At 61.4% G+C, this 16,835-nt stretch carries 29 protein-coding genes; 1 reads left to right on the top strand and 28 read right to left on the bottom strand.

Features of this window, described 5'->3' with window-relative positions; genetic code table 11:
• Window positions 1-32: 32 nt before the first annotated feature.
• The 6 genes from D2N39_RS03590 to rplO form a co-directional block, all read right to left on the bottom strand.
• Window positions 33-1,049, bottom strand: a complete 1,017-nt coding sequence (locus D2N39_RS03590; protein WP_119133431.1) for a DNA-directed RNA polymerase subunit alpha — start codon at window positions 1,047-1,049, stop codon at window positions 33-35.
• Window positions 1,050-1,164: 115 nt separating this feature from the next.
• Entirely contained in the window at window positions 1,165-1,554 is a 390-nt protein-coding gene (gene rpsK, locus D2N39_RS03585) for a 30S ribosomal protein S11 (RefSeq protein ID WP_054301602.1), read from the bottom strand.
• Window positions 1,555-1,569: 15 nt separating this feature from the next.
• Window positions 1,570-1,938, bottom strand: coding sequence for a 30S ribosomal protein S13 (gene rpsM, locus D2N39_RS03580; protein ID WP_119133430.1), 369 nt, complete (start codon window positions 1,936-1,938; stop codon window positions 1,570-1,572).
• A 209-nt stretch (window positions 1,939-2,147) separates the two neighbouring features.
• Window positions 2,148-2,732, bottom strand: a complete 585-nt coding sequence (locus D2N39_RS03575; protein ID WP_119133429.1) for an adenylate kinase — start codon at window positions 2,730-2,732, stop codon at window positions 2,148-2,150.
• Window positions 2,733-2,754: 22 nt separating this feature from the next.
• Window positions 2,755-4,113: a preprotein translocase subunit SecY gene (gene secY / locus D2N39_RS03570; protein WP_119133428.1), complete on the bottom strand. Its 1,359-nt coding sequence runs from the start codon at window positions 4,111-4,113 to the stop codon at window positions 2,755-2,757.
• Window positions 4,114-4,215: 102 nt separating this feature from the next.
• Entirely contained in the window at window positions 4,216-4,695 is a 480-nt protein-coding gene (gene rplO, locus D2N39_RS03565) for a 50S ribosomal protein L15 (protein ID WP_119133427.1), read from the bottom strand.
• A gap of 196 nt (window positions 4,696-4,891) precedes the next feature.
• Between rplO and D2N39_RS03560 the strand changes: the two genes are divergently transcribed.
• Window positions 4,892-5,491 carry a DUF998 domain-containing protein gene (locus D2N39_RS03560; protein ID WP_158589769.1) on the top strand — a complete coding sequence of 200 codons (600 nt, stop codon included), beginning with the start codon at window positions 4,892-4,894 and terminating at the stop codon, window positions 5,489-5,491.
• A 50-nt stretch (window positions 5,492-5,541) separates the two neighbouring features.
• Here D2N39_RS03560 and rpmD read toward each other — a convergent pair whose 3' ends face one another.
• The 22 genes from rpmD to tuf form a co-directional block, all read right to left on the bottom strand.
• Window positions 5,542-5,733 (bottom strand): 50S ribosomal protein L30, encoded by a 192-nt coding sequence (rpmD, locus tag D2N39_RS03555; protein ID WP_054301608.1) that lies wholly within the window; start codon window positions 5,731-5,733, stop codon window positions 5,542-5,544.
• 10 nt (window positions 5,734-5,743) lie between these two features.
• A complete protein-coding gene (rpsE, locus tag D2N39_RS03550) occupies window positions 5,744-6,301 on the bottom strand; it encodes a 30S ribosomal protein S5 (protein WP_119133923.1) in 558 nt (185 codons plus the stop codon).
• 10 nt (window positions 6,302-6,311) lie between these two features.
• A complete protein-coding gene (gene rplR, locus D2N39_RS03545) occupies window positions 6,312-6,671 on the bottom strand; it encodes a 50S ribosomal protein L18 (RefSeq protein WP_054301630.1) in 360 nt (119 codons plus the stop codon).
• Between the two features lie 11 nt (window positions 6,672-6,682).
• Complete coding sequence (gene rplF / locus D2N39_RS03540; RefSeq protein ID WP_119133425.1) at window positions 6,683-7,216, bottom strand: 50S ribosomal protein L6; 534 nt, start codon at window positions 7,214-7,216, stop codon at window positions 6,683-6,685.
• A 10-nt stretch (window positions 7,217-7,226) separates the two neighbouring features.
• Window positions 7,227-7,625: a 30S ribosomal protein S8 gene (rpsH, locus tag D2N39_RS03535; protein ID WP_119133424.1), complete on the bottom strand. Its 399-nt coding sequence runs from the start codon at window positions 7,623-7,625 to the stop codon at window positions 7,227-7,229.
• A gap of 12 nt (window positions 7,626-7,637) precedes the next feature.
• Complete coding sequence (gene rpsN, locus D2N39_RS03530) at window positions 7,638-7,943, bottom strand: 30S ribosomal protein S14 (protein WP_119133423.1); 306 nt, start codon at window positions 7,941-7,943, stop codon at window positions 7,638-7,640.
• A gap of 18 nt (window positions 7,944-7,961) precedes the next feature.
• A complete protein-coding gene (gene rplE / locus D2N39_RS03525; protein WP_119133422.1) occupies window positions 7,962-8,522 on the bottom strand; it encodes a 50S ribosomal protein L5 in 561 nt (186 codons plus the stop codon).
• Complete coding sequence (gene rplX / locus D2N39_RS03520) at window positions 8,522-8,827, bottom strand: 50S ribosomal protein L24 (protein WP_054301614.1); 306 nt, start codon at window positions 8,825-8,827, stop codon at window positions 8,522-8,524. Before rplX ends, rplE begins: the two co-directional genes overlap by 1 nt.
• A 1-nt stretch (window position 8,828) precedes the next feature.
• Entirely contained in the window at window positions 8,829-9,197 is a 369-nt protein-coding gene (rplN, locus tag D2N39_RS03515) for a 50S ribosomal protein L14 (RefSeq protein ID WP_023666245.1), read from the bottom strand.
• A gap of 85 nt (window positions 9,198-9,282) precedes the next feature.
• Window positions 9,283-9,516, bottom strand: coding sequence for a 30S ribosomal protein S17 (gene rpsQ / locus D2N39_RS03510; RefSeq protein ID WP_119133421.1), 234 nt, complete (start codon window positions 9,514-9,516; stop codon window positions 9,283-9,285).
• An 11-nt stretch (window positions 9,517-9,527) separates the two neighbouring features.
• Window positions 9,528-9,728: a 50S ribosomal protein L29 gene (gene rpmC / locus D2N39_RS03505; RefSeq protein ID WP_054301616.1), complete on the bottom strand. Its 201-nt coding sequence runs from the start codon at window positions 9,726-9,728 to the stop codon at window positions 9,528-9,530.
• Window positions 9,729-9,947: 219 nt separating this feature from the next.
• On the bottom strand, window positions 9,948-10,361 hold the full coding sequence (gene rplP, locus D2N39_RS03500; protein ID WP_054301617.1) for a 50S ribosomal protein L16: 414 nt from the start codon (window positions 10,359-10,361) through the stop codon (window positions 9,948-9,950).
• Between the two features lie 14 nt (window positions 10,362-10,375).
• Window positions 10,376-11,086 (bottom strand): 30S ribosomal protein S3, encoded by a 711-nt coding sequence (gene rpsC / locus D2N39_RS03495; RefSeq protein WP_119133420.1) that lies wholly within the window; start codon window positions 11,084-11,086, stop codon window positions 10,376-10,378.
• Window positions 11,086-11,466 (bottom strand): 50S ribosomal protein L22, encoded by a 381-nt coding sequence (gene rplV, locus D2N39_RS03490; RefSeq protein WP_054301619.1) that lies wholly within the window; start codon window positions 11,464-11,466, stop codon window positions 11,086-11,088. The genes rpsC and rplV overlap by 1 nt, the downstream gene beginning before the upstream one ends.
• Window positions 11,467-11,469: 3 nt before the next feature.
• Window positions 11,470-11,748, bottom strand: a complete 279-nt coding sequence (gene rpsS, locus D2N39_RS03485; protein ID WP_119133419.1) for a 30S ribosomal protein S19 — start codon at window positions 11,746-11,748, stop codon at window positions 11,470-11,472.
• A gap of 3 nt (window positions 11,749-11,751) precedes the next feature.
• Window positions 11,752-12,591, bottom strand: coding sequence for a 50S ribosomal protein L2 (gene rplB / locus D2N39_RS03480; RefSeq protein ID WP_119133418.1), 840 nt, complete (start codon window positions 12,589-12,591; stop codon window positions 11,752-11,754).
• A gap of 172 nt (window positions 12,592-12,763) precedes the next feature.
• Entirely contained in the window at window positions 12,764-13,063 is a 300-nt protein-coding gene (locus D2N39_RS03475) for a 50S ribosomal protein L23 (RefSeq protein ID WP_054301622.1), read from the bottom strand.
• Entirely contained in the window at window positions 13,060-13,680 is a 621-nt protein-coding gene (gene rplD, locus D2N39_RS03470; RefSeq protein ID WP_054301623.1) for a 50S ribosomal protein L4, read from the bottom strand. Before rplD ends, D2N39_RS03475 begins: the two co-directional genes overlap by 4 nt.
• Window positions 13,677-14,393 (bottom strand): 50S ribosomal protein L3, encoded by a 717-nt coding sequence (rplC, locus tag D2N39_RS03465; RefSeq protein WP_119133417.1) that lies wholly within the window; start codon window positions 14,391-14,393, stop codon window positions 13,677-13,679. Before rplC ends, rplD begins: the two co-directional genes overlap by 4 nt.
• A 15-nt stretch (window positions 14,394-14,408) precedes the next feature.
• A complete protein-coding gene (gene rpsJ, locus D2N39_RS03460) occupies window positions 14,409-14,714 on the bottom strand; it encodes a 30S ribosomal protein S10 (RefSeq protein ID WP_054301625.1) in 306 nt (101 codons plus the stop codon).
• A 203-nt stretch (window positions 14,715-14,917) separates the two neighbouring features.
• Window positions 14,918-15,430 (bottom strand): hypothetical protein, encoded by a 513-nt coding sequence (locus D2N39_RS03455; protein WP_147373445.1) that lies wholly within the window; start codon window positions 15,428-15,430, stop codon window positions 14,918-14,920.
• Between the two features lie 187 nt (window positions 15,431-15,617).
• Window positions 15,618-16,793: an elongation factor Tu gene (gene tuf / locus D2N39_RS03450; protein ID WP_119133402.1), complete on the bottom strand. Its 1,176-nt coding sequence runs from the start codon at window positions 16,791-16,793 to the stop codon at window positions 15,618-15,620.
• Between the last annotated feature and the right edge of the window lie 42 nt (window positions 16,794-16,835).

Here is a 16,835-nt window from a genome sequence, read left to right as displayed (position 1 = left end):
TTGCAGGGGGGCGTCACCGCCCCCCGAAAGCCTCAGAACTGGTCTTCGAAGCGCTTGGCCAGATCTTCGATGTTCTCCGGCGGCCAGTCCTCGACATCCATGCCAAGGTGCAGACCCATGCCCGAGAGCACTTCCTTGATCTCGTTCAGCGACTTGCGGCCGAAGTTCGGGGTGCGCAGCATCTCGGCTTCGGTTTTCTGGATCAGATCGCCGATATAGACGATGTTGTCGTTCTTCAGGCAGTTCGCCGAACGGACCGACAGCTCCAGCTCGTCAACCTTCTTCAGCAGCAGCGGGTTGAATTCCAACCCGTCTTCCACTTCGCTGCGCGAAGCCGATTCCGGCTCGTCGAAGTTCACGAAGATCGCAAGCTGATCCTGAAGGATGCGCGCGGCATAGGCCACAGCATCCTCAGGCGTCAGACCGCCGTTGGTTTCGATCTTCATGGTCAGCTTGTCATAGTCCAGCACCTGCCCCTCGCGGGTGGGCTGCACTTCGTAGCTGACTTTCTTGACCGGCGAGAAGATGGCGTCGATGGCGATCAGGCCAATCGGCGCATCTTCCGGCTTGTTCTTGTCAGCCGAGACATAGCCCTTGCCGGTATTCACCGTCAGTTCCATGTAGACATCGGCACCGTCGTCGAGGTGGCAGATCACATGGTCCTTGTTCAGGACTTCGATGCCATTCGACTCCGAAATGTCGGCAGCAGTCACGACGCCCGGCCCCTTGGCCGAGATCGACAGGCGCTTCGGCCCCTCGACTTCCATCTTAAGCGACACGCCCTTGAGGTTCAGCACGATGTCGGTGACATCCTCACGCACACCAGCGACGCTGGAGAATTCGTGCAGGACATTGTCGATCTGGACGGCGGTGATCGCACCGCCTTGCAGCGACGACATCAGCACGCGGCGCAGCGCATTGCCCAGCGTCAGGCCGAAGCCACGCTCCAGCGGTTCAGCCACAACTGTCGCGCTGCGCGAGGCATCGGGCCCCGGTTTCACGACAAGCTGCGTCGGCTTGATCAGTTCCGCCCAATTCTTGTGGATCATGCTTTCGCCTCCATTCCTGTTTTCCGCCCATGACCAAGAAGCGGAAAACGCCCGAGGTTCAGAAATACGAAACCGGGCCGCGCAAACATGGCGCGGCCCGATCGAAACTCATGCGTCAGACGCGACGACGCTTGGGCGGGCGGCAGCCGTTGTGCGCCAGCGGGGTCACGTCACGGATCGAGGTGATGGTCAGGCCAACCGCAGCCAGCGCACGCAGCGCCGATTCGCGGCCCGAACCCGGACCCTGCACTTCAACCTCGACGGTCTTCATGCCATGTTCCTGCGCCTTGCGGGCAGCATCCTCGGCGGCCATCTGGGCGGCGTAGGGGGTCGATTTGCGCGACCCCTTGAAGCCCATGGTGCCCGAGGACGACCACGAGATCGCATTGCCCTGGACGTCCGAGATCAGGATCTTGGTGTTGTTGAACGAGGAGTTCACATGAACAACGCCAGCGGCGATGTTCTTGCGCTCTTTCCGCTTCATGCGGGTCTTGTCACGAGCCATGTTTACACCCTCCCCTTACTTCTTCTTGCCGGCGATCGGCTTGGCCGGGCCCTTGCGGGTGCGGGCGTTGGTGTGGGTGCGCTGACCGCGAACCGGGAGGTTCCGACGGTGACGCAGGCCGCGGTAGCAGCCGAGGTCCATCAGACGCTTGATGTTCATCGAGACTTCACGGCGCAGGTCGCCTTCAACGGTGAAGTTGGCGTCGATGTATTCACGGATGGCCAGAACTTCGGCGTCCGAAAGCTCGTTCACGCGACGGGAGCGGTCGATATTCAGAGCTTCACAGATCTGTTCGGCATAGAAGGCGCCGATGCCATGAATGTATTGGAGAGAGATCGGGACGCGCTTCCCGGTCGGGATGTTAACGCCAGCAATACGTGCCACGCGTGTATTCCTTCATTGTTGCGGTTCCGTAATGCCAGAACCTTTTTTCACAACTCCGGTGCGGCCTGATGAGTGCATTAACAGCCGCCCGGTTCGACAGCCCCTGACCGATTCTCCAAAGCGGAAAACCAAAGCCACGGACGATTCCCTTTCGGGACGCCGTGGCTTAGGGGGTTTTCAGACGCCCGTCAAGGCGCGAAAGGCAAGTTTCACTTGCTGTCAAGCAGTTTCGCAATCGCTGCGCCGACATCGGCCATCGGCGCCATGCCATCCACCTGCTTCAGGTCACCCTTGGCATAGTAGTAGCCAAGAAGCGGCGCTGTCTTCTTGTAATACTCACGCAGACGCCCGGCAAAGACCTCGGGATTGTCGTCGGCGCGGACAGGCTGACCCGCCGCCGCCGCTTCTTCGGCCCGGCGGACAATGCGGGCAACCAGCGCCTCGTCATCCACCACCAGCTCGATCACCGCATCAAGCTTCTGCCCGGTCCGCGCCAGCAGCGCGCCCAAGGCATCGGCCTGTGCCAGCGTCCGGGGAAAACCGTCGAAGATAAAGCCGCCGCCTGCGGGGCCGGCCATCTTTTCCTCGATCAGCCCGATGACGATCTCGTCCGTCACCAGTTGCCCCTTGTCCATCACCTCGGCCACACGACGGCCCATCTCGGTGCCCGAGGTCTTGGCCTCGCGCAGCATGTCGCCGGTGGACAGCTGCACCATGTTCCGTTCGTCCACTAGCCGCTTGGCTTGCGTGCCCTTGCCTGCGCCCGGCGGCCCCAGAAGGATGATATTGACCATGGTGTGCTGTCCCTCGTGTATTTTAGCGACGCGTCGGCGTCTTGGCCCCGCTGCGCTTTCGGCCGCGAAGCTGCGATTTTTCGATCAGCCCCTCATACTGATGCGCTAGCAGATGCGACTGGATCTGGTTGATCGTGTCCATCGTCACCGAAACCACGATCAGCACGGAAGTCCCACCAAAGTAGAAGGGGATCGAAAGCTGATGGCGGATGATCTCGGGCAGCAGGCAGACAAAGGCCAGATAAGCTGCACCCAGGACCAAAACCCGCGTGACCACATATTCCAGATATTCCTCGGTCTTCTTGCCGGGACGGATACCGGGCACGAAACCGTTCTGGTTCTTCAGGTTCTCGGCCACGTCATCAACCTTGAACGACACGTTGAACGTGTAGAAATAGGCGAAGAACACGATCATCGACGTGAAGAACAGCAGATACAGCGGTTGCCCCGGCCCGAAATAGGCAAGGATCGTGGACATGACCGGCCCCGCCCCCTGACCGGAGAAGGCGGCAATGGTCGTCGGCAGCAGCAGCAGCGACGATGCGAAGATCGCCGGGATCACACCGGCGGGGTTGACCTTGACCGGCAGATGCGACGAGCCGCCGTCATAAATCTTCATCCCGACCTGACGGCGCGGATACTGGATATGGATCTTGCGCAGGGCGCGCTCCATGAACACCACAAAAGCGATCACGACGACGACCATCACGATCACGCCGATGATGACGCCGGGCGAGATCGCACCCGAACGGCCCTGGCTGAAGAATTGTGCCAGCGCAGCGGGAATTTCGGCGACGATACCGACGAAGATTATGAGCGAGGTGCCGTTACCGATGCCGCGCGCGGTGATCTGCTCGCCCAGCCACATCAGGAACATGGTTCCGCCCACCAGCGTCACCACGACCGACAGCTTGAAGAACAGCCCCGGATCATGCGCCAGATCGCCAGCCTCAAGGCTGACCGCGATCCCCCAGGCCTGAAACAGTGCCAGCGCTACGGTGCCGTAGCGCGTATACTGGTTCATCTTCTTGCGGCCTTGTTCGCCCTCTTTCTTCAACTGCTCCAGCGCCGGAACCATCGACGCCAGAAGCTGCACGATGATCGAAGCCGAGATATAGGGCATGATCCCAAGCGCGAAGATGCCCATGCGGCTGATCGCACCGCCAGTGAACATGTTGAGGATGCCGCCCAGTCCGGCCGAAACCCCCGACATGAATTCGCGCAGCGCAGCGCCATCAATGCCCGGCACCGGGATATAGGTGCCAAGGCGGTAGACGATCAGAAGGCCGATGGTGAAGAAGATGCGTTGGCGAAGGTCCGTGGCCTTGCCAAGGGCGCCCCAGCTGAGGTTCGCCGCCATTTGCTCTGCAGCAGATGCCATGCCCGTGTCTTTCATGATTGCGCCGCCGAACCGGGGTTTTCCGGTCGGCGGCGCGGGAAAACTCTGCACCGATGTAAGCGGTCTGGCGACCGCTCACAACCTTTATTCCGCCGCAGCCGCCGCAGCTTCCGCCACGCTGAGCTTGCCGCCCGCCTTGGCAACCGCGTCAATCGCAGCTTGCGAGGCACCGGTAACGGTGAGCGTGACTTGCGACTTGATCTCGCCCTTGGCCAGAACGCGGATACCGTCACGCTTGCGCGAGGTGAGGCCAGCTGCAACCAGCATGTCCTCGGTGATCTCGGCCTTGGCGTCCAGCTTGCCGGCTTCGATGAACTTCTCGATCAGGCCGAGGTTCACGACGGCATAGTGTTTGGCGTTCGGCTTGGTGAAGCCACGCTTCGGCAGGCGACGGTAAAGCGGCATCTGGCCGCCTTCGTAGCCGCCCAGTGCGACGCCCGAACGCGACTTCTGACCCTTGATACCGCGACCGGCGGTCTTGCCCTTGCCCGAGCCAGGACCGCGTGCAACGCGCTTCTGCTTGCGGGCCGCGCCTTCGTTGTCGCGCAGTTCATTCAGTTTCATGTCGCTTCTCCTTGGCCGGAAATGCCCCCACAAGCGACAGAGGGACACACACGGCATATGATGGTGATTCTCGTGGCAAGGACGCCACCGGGGGCGTATAGACGTCATTCCTCTGTCACGCAAGCATTCGCGCCCGAAACTTGACCCAGGCTGCCCCTGCCCTTTCTATGAGGAAGGGCAAATGCGGGAGAGCCGGATGTCCAGTCTATATCTCGTATCGGCGCTCGCCTATCTGGCCGTCATCGTCTTGTTTGCGGCCCTGCATCTGCGCGGCGATTACAGCCCGATCCGGCAGGCGCTCAGCGATTATGGCATCGGGCCATCGCATCCGCTGTTTGTCAGCTATGCGGTGGCCGGGATTGCCGCAAGCAGCCTGCTCGCCGCCGCCGTGCTGCAAGACGGCCGCTTCACCCTGCGCGCCGGTCTGTGCCTTCTGGGCATGGCCGCCCTGCCGCTGGGGGTGGTGGCCTATCCGACGGATATCGAGGGCGAACCGTCAAGCCGCACCGGCAGGCTGCATCTGGCCTTTGCCGTCGCCAATTTCGCGCTGGCCTATATCGCCATCGACGACCTGTTTCCCGACGCGGAAAGCCTGCCGCCTACTGCGTTCCGCCACCTGCTTGGCGCGCTTTACTGGGTCGTGACGGCATCGCTGCTCGGGGTCGCGGTCTGCCTTGTTCACGCCCTGCGCCACAGGATCTTTGGACTGCTGGAGCGGCTTTATCTGTTCAGCTCGGCGCTGTGGCTTGGCCTCTTTGCCCTTGGAATGGCACTGGCACCACATGGCGCGCAATGAAAACGCCCCGCCGGTCGGGCGGGGCGTTTCCGATCTCGGATGCGTAGCAATCAGCCGCGCTCTTCGATGATCTTCACAAGATGCGAGATCTTGTTGACCATGCCGCGAACCGCCGGAGTGTCCTCCAGTTCACGGGTGCGGCGCAGCTTGTTCAGGCCGAGGCCCTTCAGCGTCGCGGTCTGGATGGCGGGGCGGCGCGCGGCCGAAGCCACTTGCTGCACGACGATGGTTTTCTTGGCCATGGTCTACTCCTTACGCCTCGACAGCTTCATCTTCGGGCTTCTTCAGGATGTCGGCCACTTTCTTGCCGCGACGCTGCGCGACCTGACGGGGGCTCGATTCCTGCTTCAGACCGTCGATGGTCGCGCGGATCATGTTGTAGGGGTTCTGCGAACCCAGAGACTTCGCCACCACGTCCTGGATGCCAAGCATCTCGAACACGGCGCGCATCGGACCACCGGCGATGATCCCGGTACCGGGAACAGCCGCGCGCATCACAACACGACCGGCGCCATGACGGCCTTCCATGTCGTGGTGCAGCGTGCGCGAGTCCTTCAGCGGCACGCGCACGAGCGAGCGCTTGGCTTGCTCGGTCGCCTTGCGGATCGCCTCGGGCACTTCTTTCGCCTTGCCCTTGCCGAAGCCCACACGGCCGCGCTGGTCGCCGACAACCACGAGTGCCGCAAAGCCGAAGCGTTTGCCGCCTTTCACGGTTTTCGACACGCGGTTGATCGCCACGAGACGATCGGCGAATTCCGGGTTTTCCTCGCGCTCGGCGCGGCGTTCCCGGCGGTTTTCACGTTCTGCCATCATCGTCTCCTTAGAACTTCAGGCCGCCTTCACGGGCAGCATCGGCCAAGGCCTTGATCTTCCCGTGAAAGAGGAAACCACCGCGGTCGAAGTAGCATTCTTCGACACCGGCCGCCTTGGCACGTTCCGCAATCGTGGCGCCCACCTTCGCGGCGGCCTCCACGTTGTTCTTGCCCACGAAGCCCAGCTCTTTCTCCAGCGTGGAAGCCGAAGCGAGCGTCACACCACGCACGTCGTCGATCAGCTGGACGCTGATGTTCTTCGACGAGCGGTGCACAGACAGGCGGGCGCGTCCAGCGGACATCGCCTTCAGTTTGTTCCGGACGCGCAGGCGGCGCTTGAGGAACAGCTCTCTTTTGTTGTTCGCCATTTTCGCCACCCTTACTTCTTCTTGCCTTCCTTGCGGAAGATGAACTCACCCTTGTAGCGGATGCCCTTGCCCTTGTAGGGCTCGGGACGCTTCCACTCGCGGATGTTCGCAGCGACCTGGCCAACGAGTTGCTGGTCGATGCCTTCCACAACGATTTCGGTCTGCTTCGGGGACGTGACGGTCACGCCCTTAGGCACTTCGAAGTTCACTTCATGCGAATAGCCGAGCGACAGTTTCAGGATGTTGCCCTGCATCGCGGCGCGGTAACCCACACCCTGAATTTCGAGCTCTTTCTTGAAGCCGTCGGTCACGCCGATGACGAGGTTTTCGACCATCGAGCGGGCCATGCCCCACTGCTGGCGCGCACGCTTGGAGGTGCCACGCGGGGTCACCTTCACGGCGCCGTCTTCCAGCGTCAGGGTCACGTCGTCGGTCACGGTGAAGGAACGGGCGCCTTTCGGGCCTTTCACTTCGATCGACTGGCCTTTGATTTCGGCCGAGACGCCCTTGGGAAGCGCGACGGGTTTTTTGCCGATACGAGACATCTAACCCTCCTCAGAACACGGTGCAGAGCACTTCGCCGCCAACATTGGCGGAGCGTGCAGCTGCATCGGACATCACGCCCTTGGGGGTCGAAACGATGGAAACACCCAGGCCATTGCGGACCGACGGGATTTCCTTGACGCCCATGTAGACGCGACGGCCGGGTTTCGACACGCGCTTCAGTTCACGGATGACCGGCTCGCCTTCGAAGTATTTCAGCGAGATCAGCAGCTCGCCCTGACCGTTTTCGGTCGAGGCGCGCTCGTAGCCACGGATATAGCCTTCCGAGGCCAGCACATCCAGAACCCAGGCACGGAGCTTCGAGGCCGGGGTCGAGACAGTCGATTTACCGCGCGCCTGAGCGTTGCGGATGCGGGTCAGCATATCGCCGAGAGGATCGTTCACAGACATGGTCGCTCCTCCTTACCAGCTCGACTTGACCATGCCGGGGATCTGGCCGAACGAGGCCAGCTCGCGCAGCATGATCCGCGACAGTTTCAGCTTACGGTAGTAAGCATGGGGGCGGCCGGTGAGCTGGCAGCGGTTGTGCAGCCGGGTCGCCGACGAGTTGCGGGGCAGTTGGGCCAGCTTCTGTGCCGCGACGAAACGCTCGGCAACGGGCAGGTCCTGATTGGAAATGATCTCTTTGAGAGCAGCGCGCTTGGCGGCGTAGACGTCCACCAGATGCTGACGCTTCTTCTCGCGTTCGATCATGGATTTTTTAGCCATAATGATTTCCTCGCGCGATCAGCTGGAGAACGGCATGTTGAAGTGCTTAAGCAGCGACTTCGCTTCAGCGTCGGTCTTGGCGTTGGTGCAGATGATGATGTCCATGCCCAGAACGTCGTCGATCTTGTCGAAGTCGATCTCGGGGAACACGATCTGCTCTTTCAGCCCCATGGCATAGTTGCCACGGCCATCGAACGACGTGCCCTTGACGCCGCGGAAGTCGCGGACGCGCGGCAGCGCGACGTTGATGAGACGATCGAGGAATTCATACATGCGGTCACCGCGCAGGGTCACCTTGCAGCCCAGCGGCATCTCTTCCCGCACGCGGAAGCCGGCGATCGACTTCTTGGCGTGGGTGATGACGGCCTTCTGACCGGCAATCGCGGTCAGCTGCTCGGCGGCGGCTTTCACCTTCTTGGTGTCCTTCACCGCTTCGCCAACGCCCATGTTGATCACGATCTTGTCCAGACGCGGGATCTGCATGTCGTTCTTGTAGCTGAATTCTTCTTTCAGCGCGGGGCGGATCTTGGCCTTGAACTCGGCCTTCAGACGCGGGGTGTATTCGGCAGCGTCAAGCATCAGATCACGTCCCCCGTGGTCTTGGCGAAGCGCACTTTCTTGCCGTCTTCCATGCGGAAGCCGACGCGGGTGGCCTTGCCGTTCTTGTCAACGATGGCGAGGTTCGACAGGTCGATCGGCATCGCCTTGGCGATGCGGCCGCCCTGCGACGAGGCCGATTGTTTGGTGTGGCGGATGGCGATGTTCACGCCTTCGACAACAGCCTTGTTCGCCGACGGGTTCACCGAGGTGATCTCGCCCTGCTTGCCCTTGTCCTTGCCGGTCAACACGACAACCGTGTCGCCTTTTTTCAGCTTCGCAGCCATATCACAGCACCTCCGGCGCCAGCGAGATGATCTTCATGAAGTTCTTGGCACGCAGCTCGCGCACGACCGGCCCGAAGATACGGGTGCCGACCGGTTCGCCCTGATTGTTCAGGATGACGGCGGCGTTACGGTCGAAGCGGATCGAGGTGCCATCTTCACGACGGACTTCCTTGGCGGTGCGAACGACAACGGCCTTGCGGACGTCACCCTTCTTCACGCGACCCTTCGGAATCGCCTCCTTGACCGACACCACGATGATGTCGCCCACGGATGCGTAGCGGCGGTGCGAACCGCCCAGAACCTTGATGCACTGAACCCGGCGAGCGCCGGAGTTGTCAGCAACATCCAGATTGGTCTGCATCTGGATCATTTGGTTTCTCCCGACCTTTGGAACGGCTGATCAGCACCGCCCCAGGGTTTCGTTCAGATGACTGAACGATGGGATCGGGGCCTTCTCAGGCCTCGACCACCACCGTCCAGCGCTTCGTCTTCGAGATCGGCGCACATTCTTCAATGCGCACGGTATCACCGACCTTGAATTTGTTATCCGCGTCATGGGCGCGGTATTTCTTCGACTTCCGCACGGTCTTTTGCAGCAGCGGGTGCTTGAAACGACGCTCGACCAGAACGGTGATGGTCTGTTCGTTCTTGTCCGAGGTGACGACACCTTGCAGGATACGCTTGGGCATGTGCCTACTCCTCAGTTCGCAGCTTCAGCAGCTTGCTGGTTCAGAACCGTCATGATGCGGGCAACTTCCTTGCGGACAGCGCGCATGCGGGCGGTATTCTCAAGCTGGCCGGTCGCCTGCTGGAAGCGCAGATTGAACGCTTCCTTTTTCAGCGCCACAAGCTGCTCGCGCAGCTCGGCCGGCGCCTTGGCCTTCAGTTCCTTGGCGGTCATACGCCTGTTCCTTTTCACAATCGCCAGACGGCCCCTGTTTTATGGGGTGACCGTTACCCTGGCGGATCAATGACAAATCCGCGAATCTCCGGTCACCCGGAATCCGCAGGATGCGGTTCCTTACCGGAGGGGGGCTGCAAGGGCAAGGGAAACTTTGCCGCAAGCAAAAGCCCCCGGCCTTTCGGACCGGGGGCTTTCAATCTTTCGGGTCGGACCGGGTTACCAGTCTTCGCGAACCACGATGCGCGAGGTGACCGGCAGCTTCATCGCGCCGAGGCGCAGGGCCTCACGGGCGATGACCTCGGACACGCCGTCGATCTCGAACATCACGCGGCCCGGCTTCACCTTGCATGCCCAATAGTCGATCGAGCCCTTGCCTTTACCCATCCGCACTTCGGTCGGTTTCGACGAAACCGGAACATCCGGGAAAATACGGATCCAGACGCGACCCTGACGCTTCATGTGGCGGGTGATCGCACGACGGGCGGCTTCGATCTGGCGCGCGGTCACACGCTCCGGCTCGGTCGCCTTCAGGCCGAAGGTGCCGAAGTTGAGGGCGAAACCGCCCTTGGCTTCGCCATGAATCCGGCCCTTGTGCTGTTTGCGGAACTTCGTCCGTTTCGGTTGCAGCATCTTTCTCTACTCCCTTACGCGCGCTCGCGCTCGCGGCGCTGCGGACGCGGAGACGGGGTCTCTTCCGACAGACGACGGTCATGCGCTTGCGGGTCGTGCTCGAGGATCTCGCCCTTGAAGACCCAGACCTTCACACCGATGATCCCGTAAGGGGTCTTGGCTTCCGACAGTGCATAGTCGATGTCGGCACGCAGGGTGTGCAGCGGGACGCGGCCTTCACGATACCATTCGGTCCGCGCGATCTCTGCGCCGCCCAGACGGCCCGAGACGTTCACACGGATGCCGAGCGCACCCAGACGCATCGCGTTCTGCACGCCGCGCTTCATGGCGCGACGGAAGGACACGCGACGTTCCATCTGCTGCGCGATCGATTCGGCCACCAGTTGCGCGTCGAGTTCCGGCTTGCGAACTTCGACGATGTTCAGGTGCAGTTCCGAAGCGGTGAACTTCGACAGCTTCTTGCGAAGCGTCTCGATGTCCGCGCCTTTCTTGCCGATGATGACGCCCGGACGCGCAGCGTGAATGGTCACGCGGCACTTCTTGTGCGGACGCTCGATGATCACTTTCGAGATCCCGGCCTGCTTGACTTCCTCATGGATGAAGTCGCGCATCTTGAGATCTTCGAGCAGCAGATCGCCGTAATCTTTCGAATCAGCGAACCAGCGGCTGTCCCAGGTCCGGTTGACCTGAAGACGCATCCCGATAGGGTTGACCTTCTGACCCATTACGCAGTCTCCCCTTTCTGACGCACCTTGATGGTGATTTCCGAGAACGGCTTCATGATCTTGCCGAACCGGCCACGCGCACGCGGACGGCCACGTTTCATCACCAGGTTCTTGCCACACCAGGCTTCGGCAACCACCAGCTCGTCAACGTCAAGGCCGTGGTTGTTTTCAGCGTTGGCGACAGCCGACTGAAGGCACTTCAGCACATCCTGCGCGATCCGCTTTTTCGAGAAGGTGAGGTCGGCAATCGCCTTGTCCACCTTCTTGCCGCGGATCAGGCCGGCAACCAGATTGAGCTTCTGCGGCGAGGTGCGAAGCATGCGGGCTTTCGCCATCGCTTCGTTGTCCGCCACGCGGCGCGGATTCTTTTCCTTACCCATGGCTTACTTCCTCTTGGCTTTCTTGTCGGCCGCATGACCGTAGTAGGTCCGCGTCGGCGAATATTCACCGAACTTCTGGCCGATCATTTCTTCGGTCACCGCAACGGGGATGTGCTTCTTGCCGTTGTAGACGGCGAAGGTCAGACCCACGAATTGCGGCAGGATGGTGGAGCGGCGCGACCAGATCTTGATCACTTCGCTCTTGCCCGACTCGCGCGCTTTCTCGGCTTTTTTCAGCACATAAGCGTCAACGAAGGGGCCTTTCCAGATAGAACGTGCCATGGATTAACGACCCTTCTTCTTCGCGTGGCGCGAACGGACAATGTACTTGTCGGTCTGCTTGTTCGAGCGGGTGCGGTTGCCCTTGGTGCCTTTGCCCCACGGGGTGACCGGGTGACGACCACCCGAGGTCCGGCCTTCACCACCACCATGCGGGTGGTCGATCGGGTTCATTGCAACGCCGCGCACCGTCGGACGCACGCCCTTGTGGCGCATACGACCGGCTTTACCGAAGTTCTGGTTCGAGTTGTCGGGGTTAGACACGGCGCCAACCGTCGCCATGCACTCCTGACGCACCATGCGCAGTTCGCCCGAGGACAGGCGGATCTGGGCATAGCCACCGTCACGACCAACGAACTGGGCATAGGTGCCAGCAGCACGGGCCAGCTGGCCGCCCTTGCCGGGCTTCAGTTCGACGTTGTGAACGATCGTGCCGATCGGCATGCCCGAGAAGGGCATTGCGTTGCCCGGCTTCACGTCGGTCTTGGTGCCGGCGACAACGGTGTCACCCACGGCAAGACGCTGCGGCGCCAGGATGTAAGCCAGTTCGCCGTCGTTGTATTTCACGAGAGCGATGAAGGCGGTGCGGTTCGGATCGTATTCGATCCGCTCGACGACCGCCGGAACGTCGAACTTGCGACGTTTGAAGTCAACGACGCGGTAGAGACGCTTCGCGCCACCACCCTTGTGCCACATCGTGACGCGTCCGGTGTTGTTACGGCCACCCGTCTTGGTCAGACCCTCGGTGAGGGCTTTGACCGGACGGCCTTTGAACAGCTCCGAACGGTCGATCAGAACCAGCCCACGCTGGCCAGGCGTCGTCGGTTTATACGACTTGAGTGCCATGCTTTCTGTCTTCCGTTAGCTTGCGCATAACGCCCCTCGATCCTTGCGGCTTTCAGGTCGCTTTCGCGCGGTTGAAGGGCTCCGAAGATCCCCGGTGACATGCAGAATCAGATTCCGCAAAAGACCGGCGGCCCCGGAAATCCCGGGGCCGCGCGATTCGTAGCGGCTTCTATCAGAGGCCCGAGGCCACGTCGATAGTGTTCCCCTCTTCGAGGATCACATAAGCCTTCTTCTTGTCCGAGCGCTCGCCCGCGATGCCGCGGAAGCGCTTGTTCTTGCCCTTGGCGACGACGGTGTTCACGGCCTTCACCTTCACACCAAAGACGGCCTCAACGGCTTCCTTGATCTGGGGCTTGGTCGCGTCCATCGACACGAGGAACGTCGCCGCATTCGAGACTTCGGCCGCGAGGGTCGTTTTCTCGGTGATGATCGGCTTCTTGATCAGGTCGTAATGTTCGGGCTTGGCGGTCATTTCAGACGAGCCTCCAGAGCTTCGATCCCGGCCTTGGTGATGACCAGCTGGTCACGGCGCAGGATGTCATAGACGTTGGCACCCATCGACGGCAGCACATCGATGGTCTCGATGTTGCGGGCGGCCTTGACGAAGTTCTCGTTCACTTCCGCACCGTCGATGATCAGAACGCGCTTCCAGCCCAGTTCCTTCGCCGTCTTCGCCAGGAACGCGGTCTTGGCTTCCGCCATGGCCAGCGTATCGACGATGATCAGCTCACCCGCCTTGGCTTTCGCCGAGAGCGCATGACGCAGACCCAGAGCGCGGAACTTCTTCGGCAGGTCATGGGCGTGCGACCGCGGGGTCGGGCCCTTGTAGACGCCACCGTGACGGAAGATCGGCGCCTTCTTGGAACCGTGGCGGGCGCCGCCGGTGCCTTTCTGGCGATAGATCTTCTTGGTCGAGTAGGACACGTCCGACTTGCCCAGAACCGAGTGCGTGCCAGCCTGTGCTTTCGCACGCTGCCAGCGCACCACACGGTGCAGGATGTCGGCGCGCGGCTCGAGGCCGAACAGCGCTTCGTCCAGATCGATGGAACCGGCTTTGCCGCCGTCCAGCTTGATCACATCAAGTTTCATGCTTCACCCCCTTCGACGGCGGCTTCAGCAGCCGGAGCAGCCGAACGAATGGCAGCCGGCAGCGGCAGACCGGCCGGAGCCGCTTTCTTCACCGCATCCTTGATGGTGACCCAGCCACCCTTGGAACCGGGCACAGCGCCCTTCACCAGGATCAGACCACGGTCGGCATCGGTTTTCACGACTTGCAGGTTCTGCGTGGTCACACGCACGGCACCCAGATGGCCAGCCATCTTCTTGCCCTTGAACACCTTGCCGGGGTCCTGGCACTGGCCGGTCGAACCGTGCGAACGGTGCGAGATCGACACACCGTGCGAGGCGCGCAGACCACCGAAGTTGTGACGCTTCATCGCACCGGCAAAGCCTTTACCGATCGAGGTGCCGGCGATGTCAACGAACTGACCTGCGAGATAGTGGTCAGCGGTGATTTCCGCGCCCACTTCGATCAGGTTGTCAGCCGACACGCGGAACTCGGCCACTTTGCGCTTCGGGGCAACATTCGCTTTCGCGAAGTGACCACGCTGGGCAGCGGTCGTGTTCTTGGCCTTGGCGGAACCGGCACCCAGTTGGACAGCGGTATAGCCGTCACGGTCAGCGGTGCGCTGAGCGACCACTTGCAGGGCGTCGAGTTGAAGAACGGTGACAGGAACCTGCTTGCCGTCTTCGAGGAACAGCCGGGTCATGCCCAGCTTCTTGGCGATAACACCAGAACGCATCTGTTTCGCCTCCCCTTACACTTTGATCTCGACATCCACGCCAGCGGCGAGGTCGAGCTTCATCAGCGCGTCCACGGTCTGGGGGGTCGGATCCACGATGTCGAGAAGACGCTTGTGCGTGCGGATTTCCCACTGGTCGCGCGACTTCTTGTCGATGTGCGGACCACGGAGAACCGTGAATTTCTCGATTTTGTTCGGCAGCGGGATCGGGCCGCGCACTTGCGCGCCGGTCCGCTTGGCCGTGTTCACGATTTCCTGGGTGCTGGCATCCAGCACGCGGTAATCGAAGGCTTTCAGCCTGATGCGGATAGTCTGGCTCATATGGTGCCCCTTGGGCTCGGCGGGAAGTCTCGGGCCGGCGCACCGCCCCCAAACCCCTCTTCCGTAGGTTTCTTGCATAGGGATGAAAGAAACGAGTCGGCCCCGAGGGACCGACCCGTTCACATCGAGGGCGCGTTTAGACCGCCTGCGCCTATAAAGCAAGGGTGGAATCGCCCACACGCCCAAATTCGCGGGCCACCCGGTCAGGGATCGCCCGGAAAGCCAAAGATGTCGATCCTGAAGCCACGGCGCCCACGGCCAAGCCGGAACGGCATCTGGCGATCCGGCACACCGCCCAGAATGAACACCGCCTGAATCATGACCAACAGCCCGACCACGAAGACCATCACCCCGCCCCAAAGCCATTTGCCACCAGCCTTGTCGCTGCGCATCTCGCCGGTTTCCGGCCTGTATCGTCCCGGCACGACCTCCCCCATCAGATGGATCTTGTGCGACTGCCAATAGGTCTGCGTGTATTCCGCGCGCGGCGGGCTCGCCTCGGCCAGCGCAAAGACAGGGCGGTATTCGAAGCGGTCATCCGGTTCCGTACTGGACGAAACCTTGCGCACCTGGAAGTCAACCACCACCAGTTGAACCGGATCAGACTGGAACAGGAAAACCAGCCCGTTCCACGAGAACAGATAGCCCATGAAACACATCGCCGCACCCAGCAACGAATATTTCAGGGCGTTCAAAACCATCAGTACTAGACGCATGCACTTGCTCCCAAATGTCCGGGCAAGCTCTGCCCGACGCTGAGGGCAGGAGTATGGCAGAGCCGCGACCGCGGCTGTCGTCCAGCCGAAGCGAAAAGGCCGCCCCGAAGGGCGGCCTTTCGATCAGATGATCCGAGTGATCACCCGATGATCTTCGACACGCCTTTGTGGGCGCGTCTCGGGATCATTATTCAATGATCTTCGACACAACGCCGGCGCCGACGGTGCGGCCGCCTTCGCGGATGGCGAAGCGCAGCTTCTCTTCCATCGCGATCGGCGCGATCAGCGACACGTTGAACTTCAGGTTGTCGCCCGGCATCACCATCTCGGTGCCTTCCGGCAGTTCCACGGTCCCGGTCACGTCCGTCGTGCGGAAGTAGAACTGCGGACGGTAGTTCGCGAAGAACGGCGTGTGACGGCCACCTTCCTCTTTGGTGAGGATATAGGCTTCGGCTTCGAACTTGGTGTGCGGTTTCACCGAGCCGGGCTTGCACAGCACCTGGCCGCGCTCGATCCCTTCACGGTCCACGCCGCGCAGCAGCAGGCCGACGTTGTCGCCAGCTTCGCCCTGGTCGAGCAGCTTGCGGAACATCTCGACGCCGGTGCAGACGGTTTTCTTGGAAGCGCGGATACCCACGATTTCCAGTTCTTCGCCGACTTTCACAACGCCGCGCTCGATCCGGCCGGTGGCCACGGTGCCACGACCCGAGATCGAGAACACGTCTTCGACCGGCATCAGGAAGGGCTGGTCCACAGCGCGGGCCGGGGTCGGGATGTATTCGTCCACAGCCGCGATCAGCGCGCGGATCGCGTCTTCGCCGATTTCCTTGTCGGTGCCGTTCATCGCCGCCAGAGCCGAGCCCTTGATGATCGGAATGTCATCGCCGGGGTAGTCATACGACGACAGCAGTTCGCGGATTTCCATTTCCACGAGTTCCAGCAGTTCCGGGTCATCGACCTGGTCCACCTTGTTCATGAACACCACCATGTAGGGGATGCCCACCTGACGGCCCAGCAGGATGTGCTCGCGCGTTTGCGGCATCGGGCCGTCGGCCGACGAAACCACGAGGATCGCGCCGTCCATCTGCGCCGCACCCGTGATCATGTTCTTCACATAGTCCGCGTGGCCGGGGCAATCGACGTGCGCATAGTGACGCGCATCCGATTCGTACTCGACGTGCGCCGTCGAGATCGTGATCCCGCGCGCACGCTCTTCCGGCGCACCGTCAATCTGGTCATAGGCGCGGAATTCACCAAAATACTTGGTGATCGCAGCGGTCAGCGTCGTCTTCCCGTGGTCAACGTGGCCAATCGTGCCAATGTTGACGTGCGGTTTGTTCCGTTCAAACTTTGCCTTTGCCATGGGGGCAAACTCCTCAATTCGTTGCGATGCGGTGCGCGGATG

This window comes from Gemmobacter lutimaris (genome assembly GCF_003570715.1).
Classification (GTDB): domain Bacteria; phylum Pseudomonadota; class Alphaproteobacteria; order Rhodobacterales; family Rhodobacteraceae; genus Gemmobacter; species Gemmobacter lutimaris.
This window is presented reverse-complemented; position numbering and strand designations above follow the sequence as displayed.

Coding starts and splice junctions, on each gene's coding strand:
- rplF (WP_119133425.1), bottom strand. CDS start 7,216: ATGTCTCGTATCGGCAAAAAACCCGTCGCGCTTCCCAAGGGCGTCTCG.
- rplX (WP_054301614.1), bottom strand. CDS start 8,827: ATGGCTGCGAAGCTGAAAAAAGGCGACACGGTTGTCGTGTTGACCGGC.
- D2N39_RS03475 (WP_054301622.1), bottom strand. CDS start 13,063: ATGACCGCCAAGCCCGAACATTACGACCTGATCAAGAAGCCGATCATC.
- tuf (WP_119133402.1), bottom strand. CDS start 16,793: ATGGCAAAGGCAAAGTTTGAACGGAACAAACCGCACGTCAACATTGGC.
- rpmD (WP_054301608.1), bottom strand. CDS start 5,733: ATGGCCAAGAAAACCATCGTCGTGCAGCAAGTGGCTTCGGCCGCGCGC.
- rplP (WP_054301617.1), bottom strand. CDS start 10,361: ATGCTGCAACCGAAACGGACGAAGTTCCGCAAACAGCACAAGGGCCGG.
- rpsC (WP_119133420.1), bottom strand. CDS start 11,086: ATGGGTCAGAAGGTCAACCCTATCGGGATGCGTCTTCAGGTCAACCGG.
- rpsH (WP_119133424.1), bottom strand. CDS start 7,625: ATGTCTGTGAACGATCCTCTCGGCGATATGCTGACCCGCATCCGCAAC.
- rpsE (WP_119133923.1), bottom strand. CDS start 6,301: ATGGCAGAACGTGAAAACCGCCGGGAACGCCGCGCCGAGCGCGAGGAA.
- D2N39_RS03590 (WP_119133431.1), bottom strand. CDS start 1,049: ATGATCCACAAGAATTGGGCGGAACTGATCAAGCCGACGCAGCTTGTC.
- rpmC (WP_054301616.1), bottom strand. CDS start 9,728: ATGACCGCCAAGGAACTGAAGGCCAAGGCGCCGGCCGAGCTGCGCGAG.
- rplC (WP_119133417.1), bottom strand. CDS start 14,393: ATGCGTTCTGGTGTTATCGCCAAGAAGCTGGGCATGACCCGGCTGTTC.
- D2N39_RS03575 (WP_119133429.1), bottom strand. CDS start 2,732: ATGGTCAATATCATCCTTCTGGGGCCGCCGGGCGCAGGCAAGGGCACG.
- D2N39_RS03455 (WP_147373445.1), bottom strand. CDS start 15,430: ATGCGTCTAGTACTGATGGTTTTGAACGCCCTGAAATATTCGTTGCTG.
- D2N39_RS03560 (WP_158589769.1), top strand. CDS start 4,892: ATGTCCAGTCTATATCTCGTATCGGCGCTCGCCTATCTGGCCGTCATC.
- rplD (WP_054301623.1), bottom strand. CDS start 13,680: ATGAAACTTGATGTGATCAAGCTGGACGGCGGCAAAGCCGGTTCCATC.
- rpsQ (WP_119133421.1), bottom strand. CDS start 9,516: ATGCCCAAGCGTATCCTGCAAGGTGTCGTCACCTCGGACAAGAACGAA.
- rpsJ (WP_054301625.1), bottom strand. CDS start 14,714: ATGAGCCAGACTATCCGCATCAGGCTGAAAGCCTTCGATTACCGCGTG.
- rplR (WP_054301630.1), bottom strand. CDS start 6,671: ATGGCGAACAACAAAAGAGAGCTGTTCCTCAAGCGCCGCCTGCGCGTC.
- rplE (WP_119133422.1), bottom strand. CDS start 8,522: ATGCTTGACGCTGCCGAATACACCCCGCGTCTGAAGGCCGAGTTCAAG.
- rplN (WP_023666245.1), bottom strand. CDS start 9,197: ATGATCCAGATGCAGACCAATCTGGATGTTGCTGACAACTCCGGCGCT.
- rpsN (WP_119133423.1), bottom strand. CDS start 7,943: ATGGCTAAAAAATCCATGATCGAACGCGAGAAGAAGCGTCAGCATCTG.
- rplV (WP_054301619.1), bottom strand. CDS start 11,466: ATGGGTAAGGAAAAGAATCCGCGCCGCGTGGCGGACAACGAAGCGATG.
- secY (WP_119133428.1), bottom strand. CDS start 4,113: ATGGCATCTGCTGCAGAGCAAATGGCGGCGAACCTCAGCTGGGGCGCC.
- rpsS (WP_119133419.1), bottom strand. CDS start 11,748: ATGGCACGTTCTATCTGGAAAGGCCCCTTCGTTGACGCTTATGTGCTG.
- rpsK (WP_054301602.1), bottom strand. CDS start 1,554: ATGGCTCGTGACAAGACCCGCATGAAGCGGAAAGAGCGCAAGAACATC.
- rplB (WP_119133418.1), bottom strand. CDS start 12,591: ATGGCACTCAAGTCGTATAAACCGACGACGCCTGGCCAGCGTGGGCTG.
- rplO (WP_119133427.1), bottom strand. CDS start 4,695: ATGAAACTGAATGAACTGCGCGACAACGAAGGCGCGGCCCGCAAGCAG.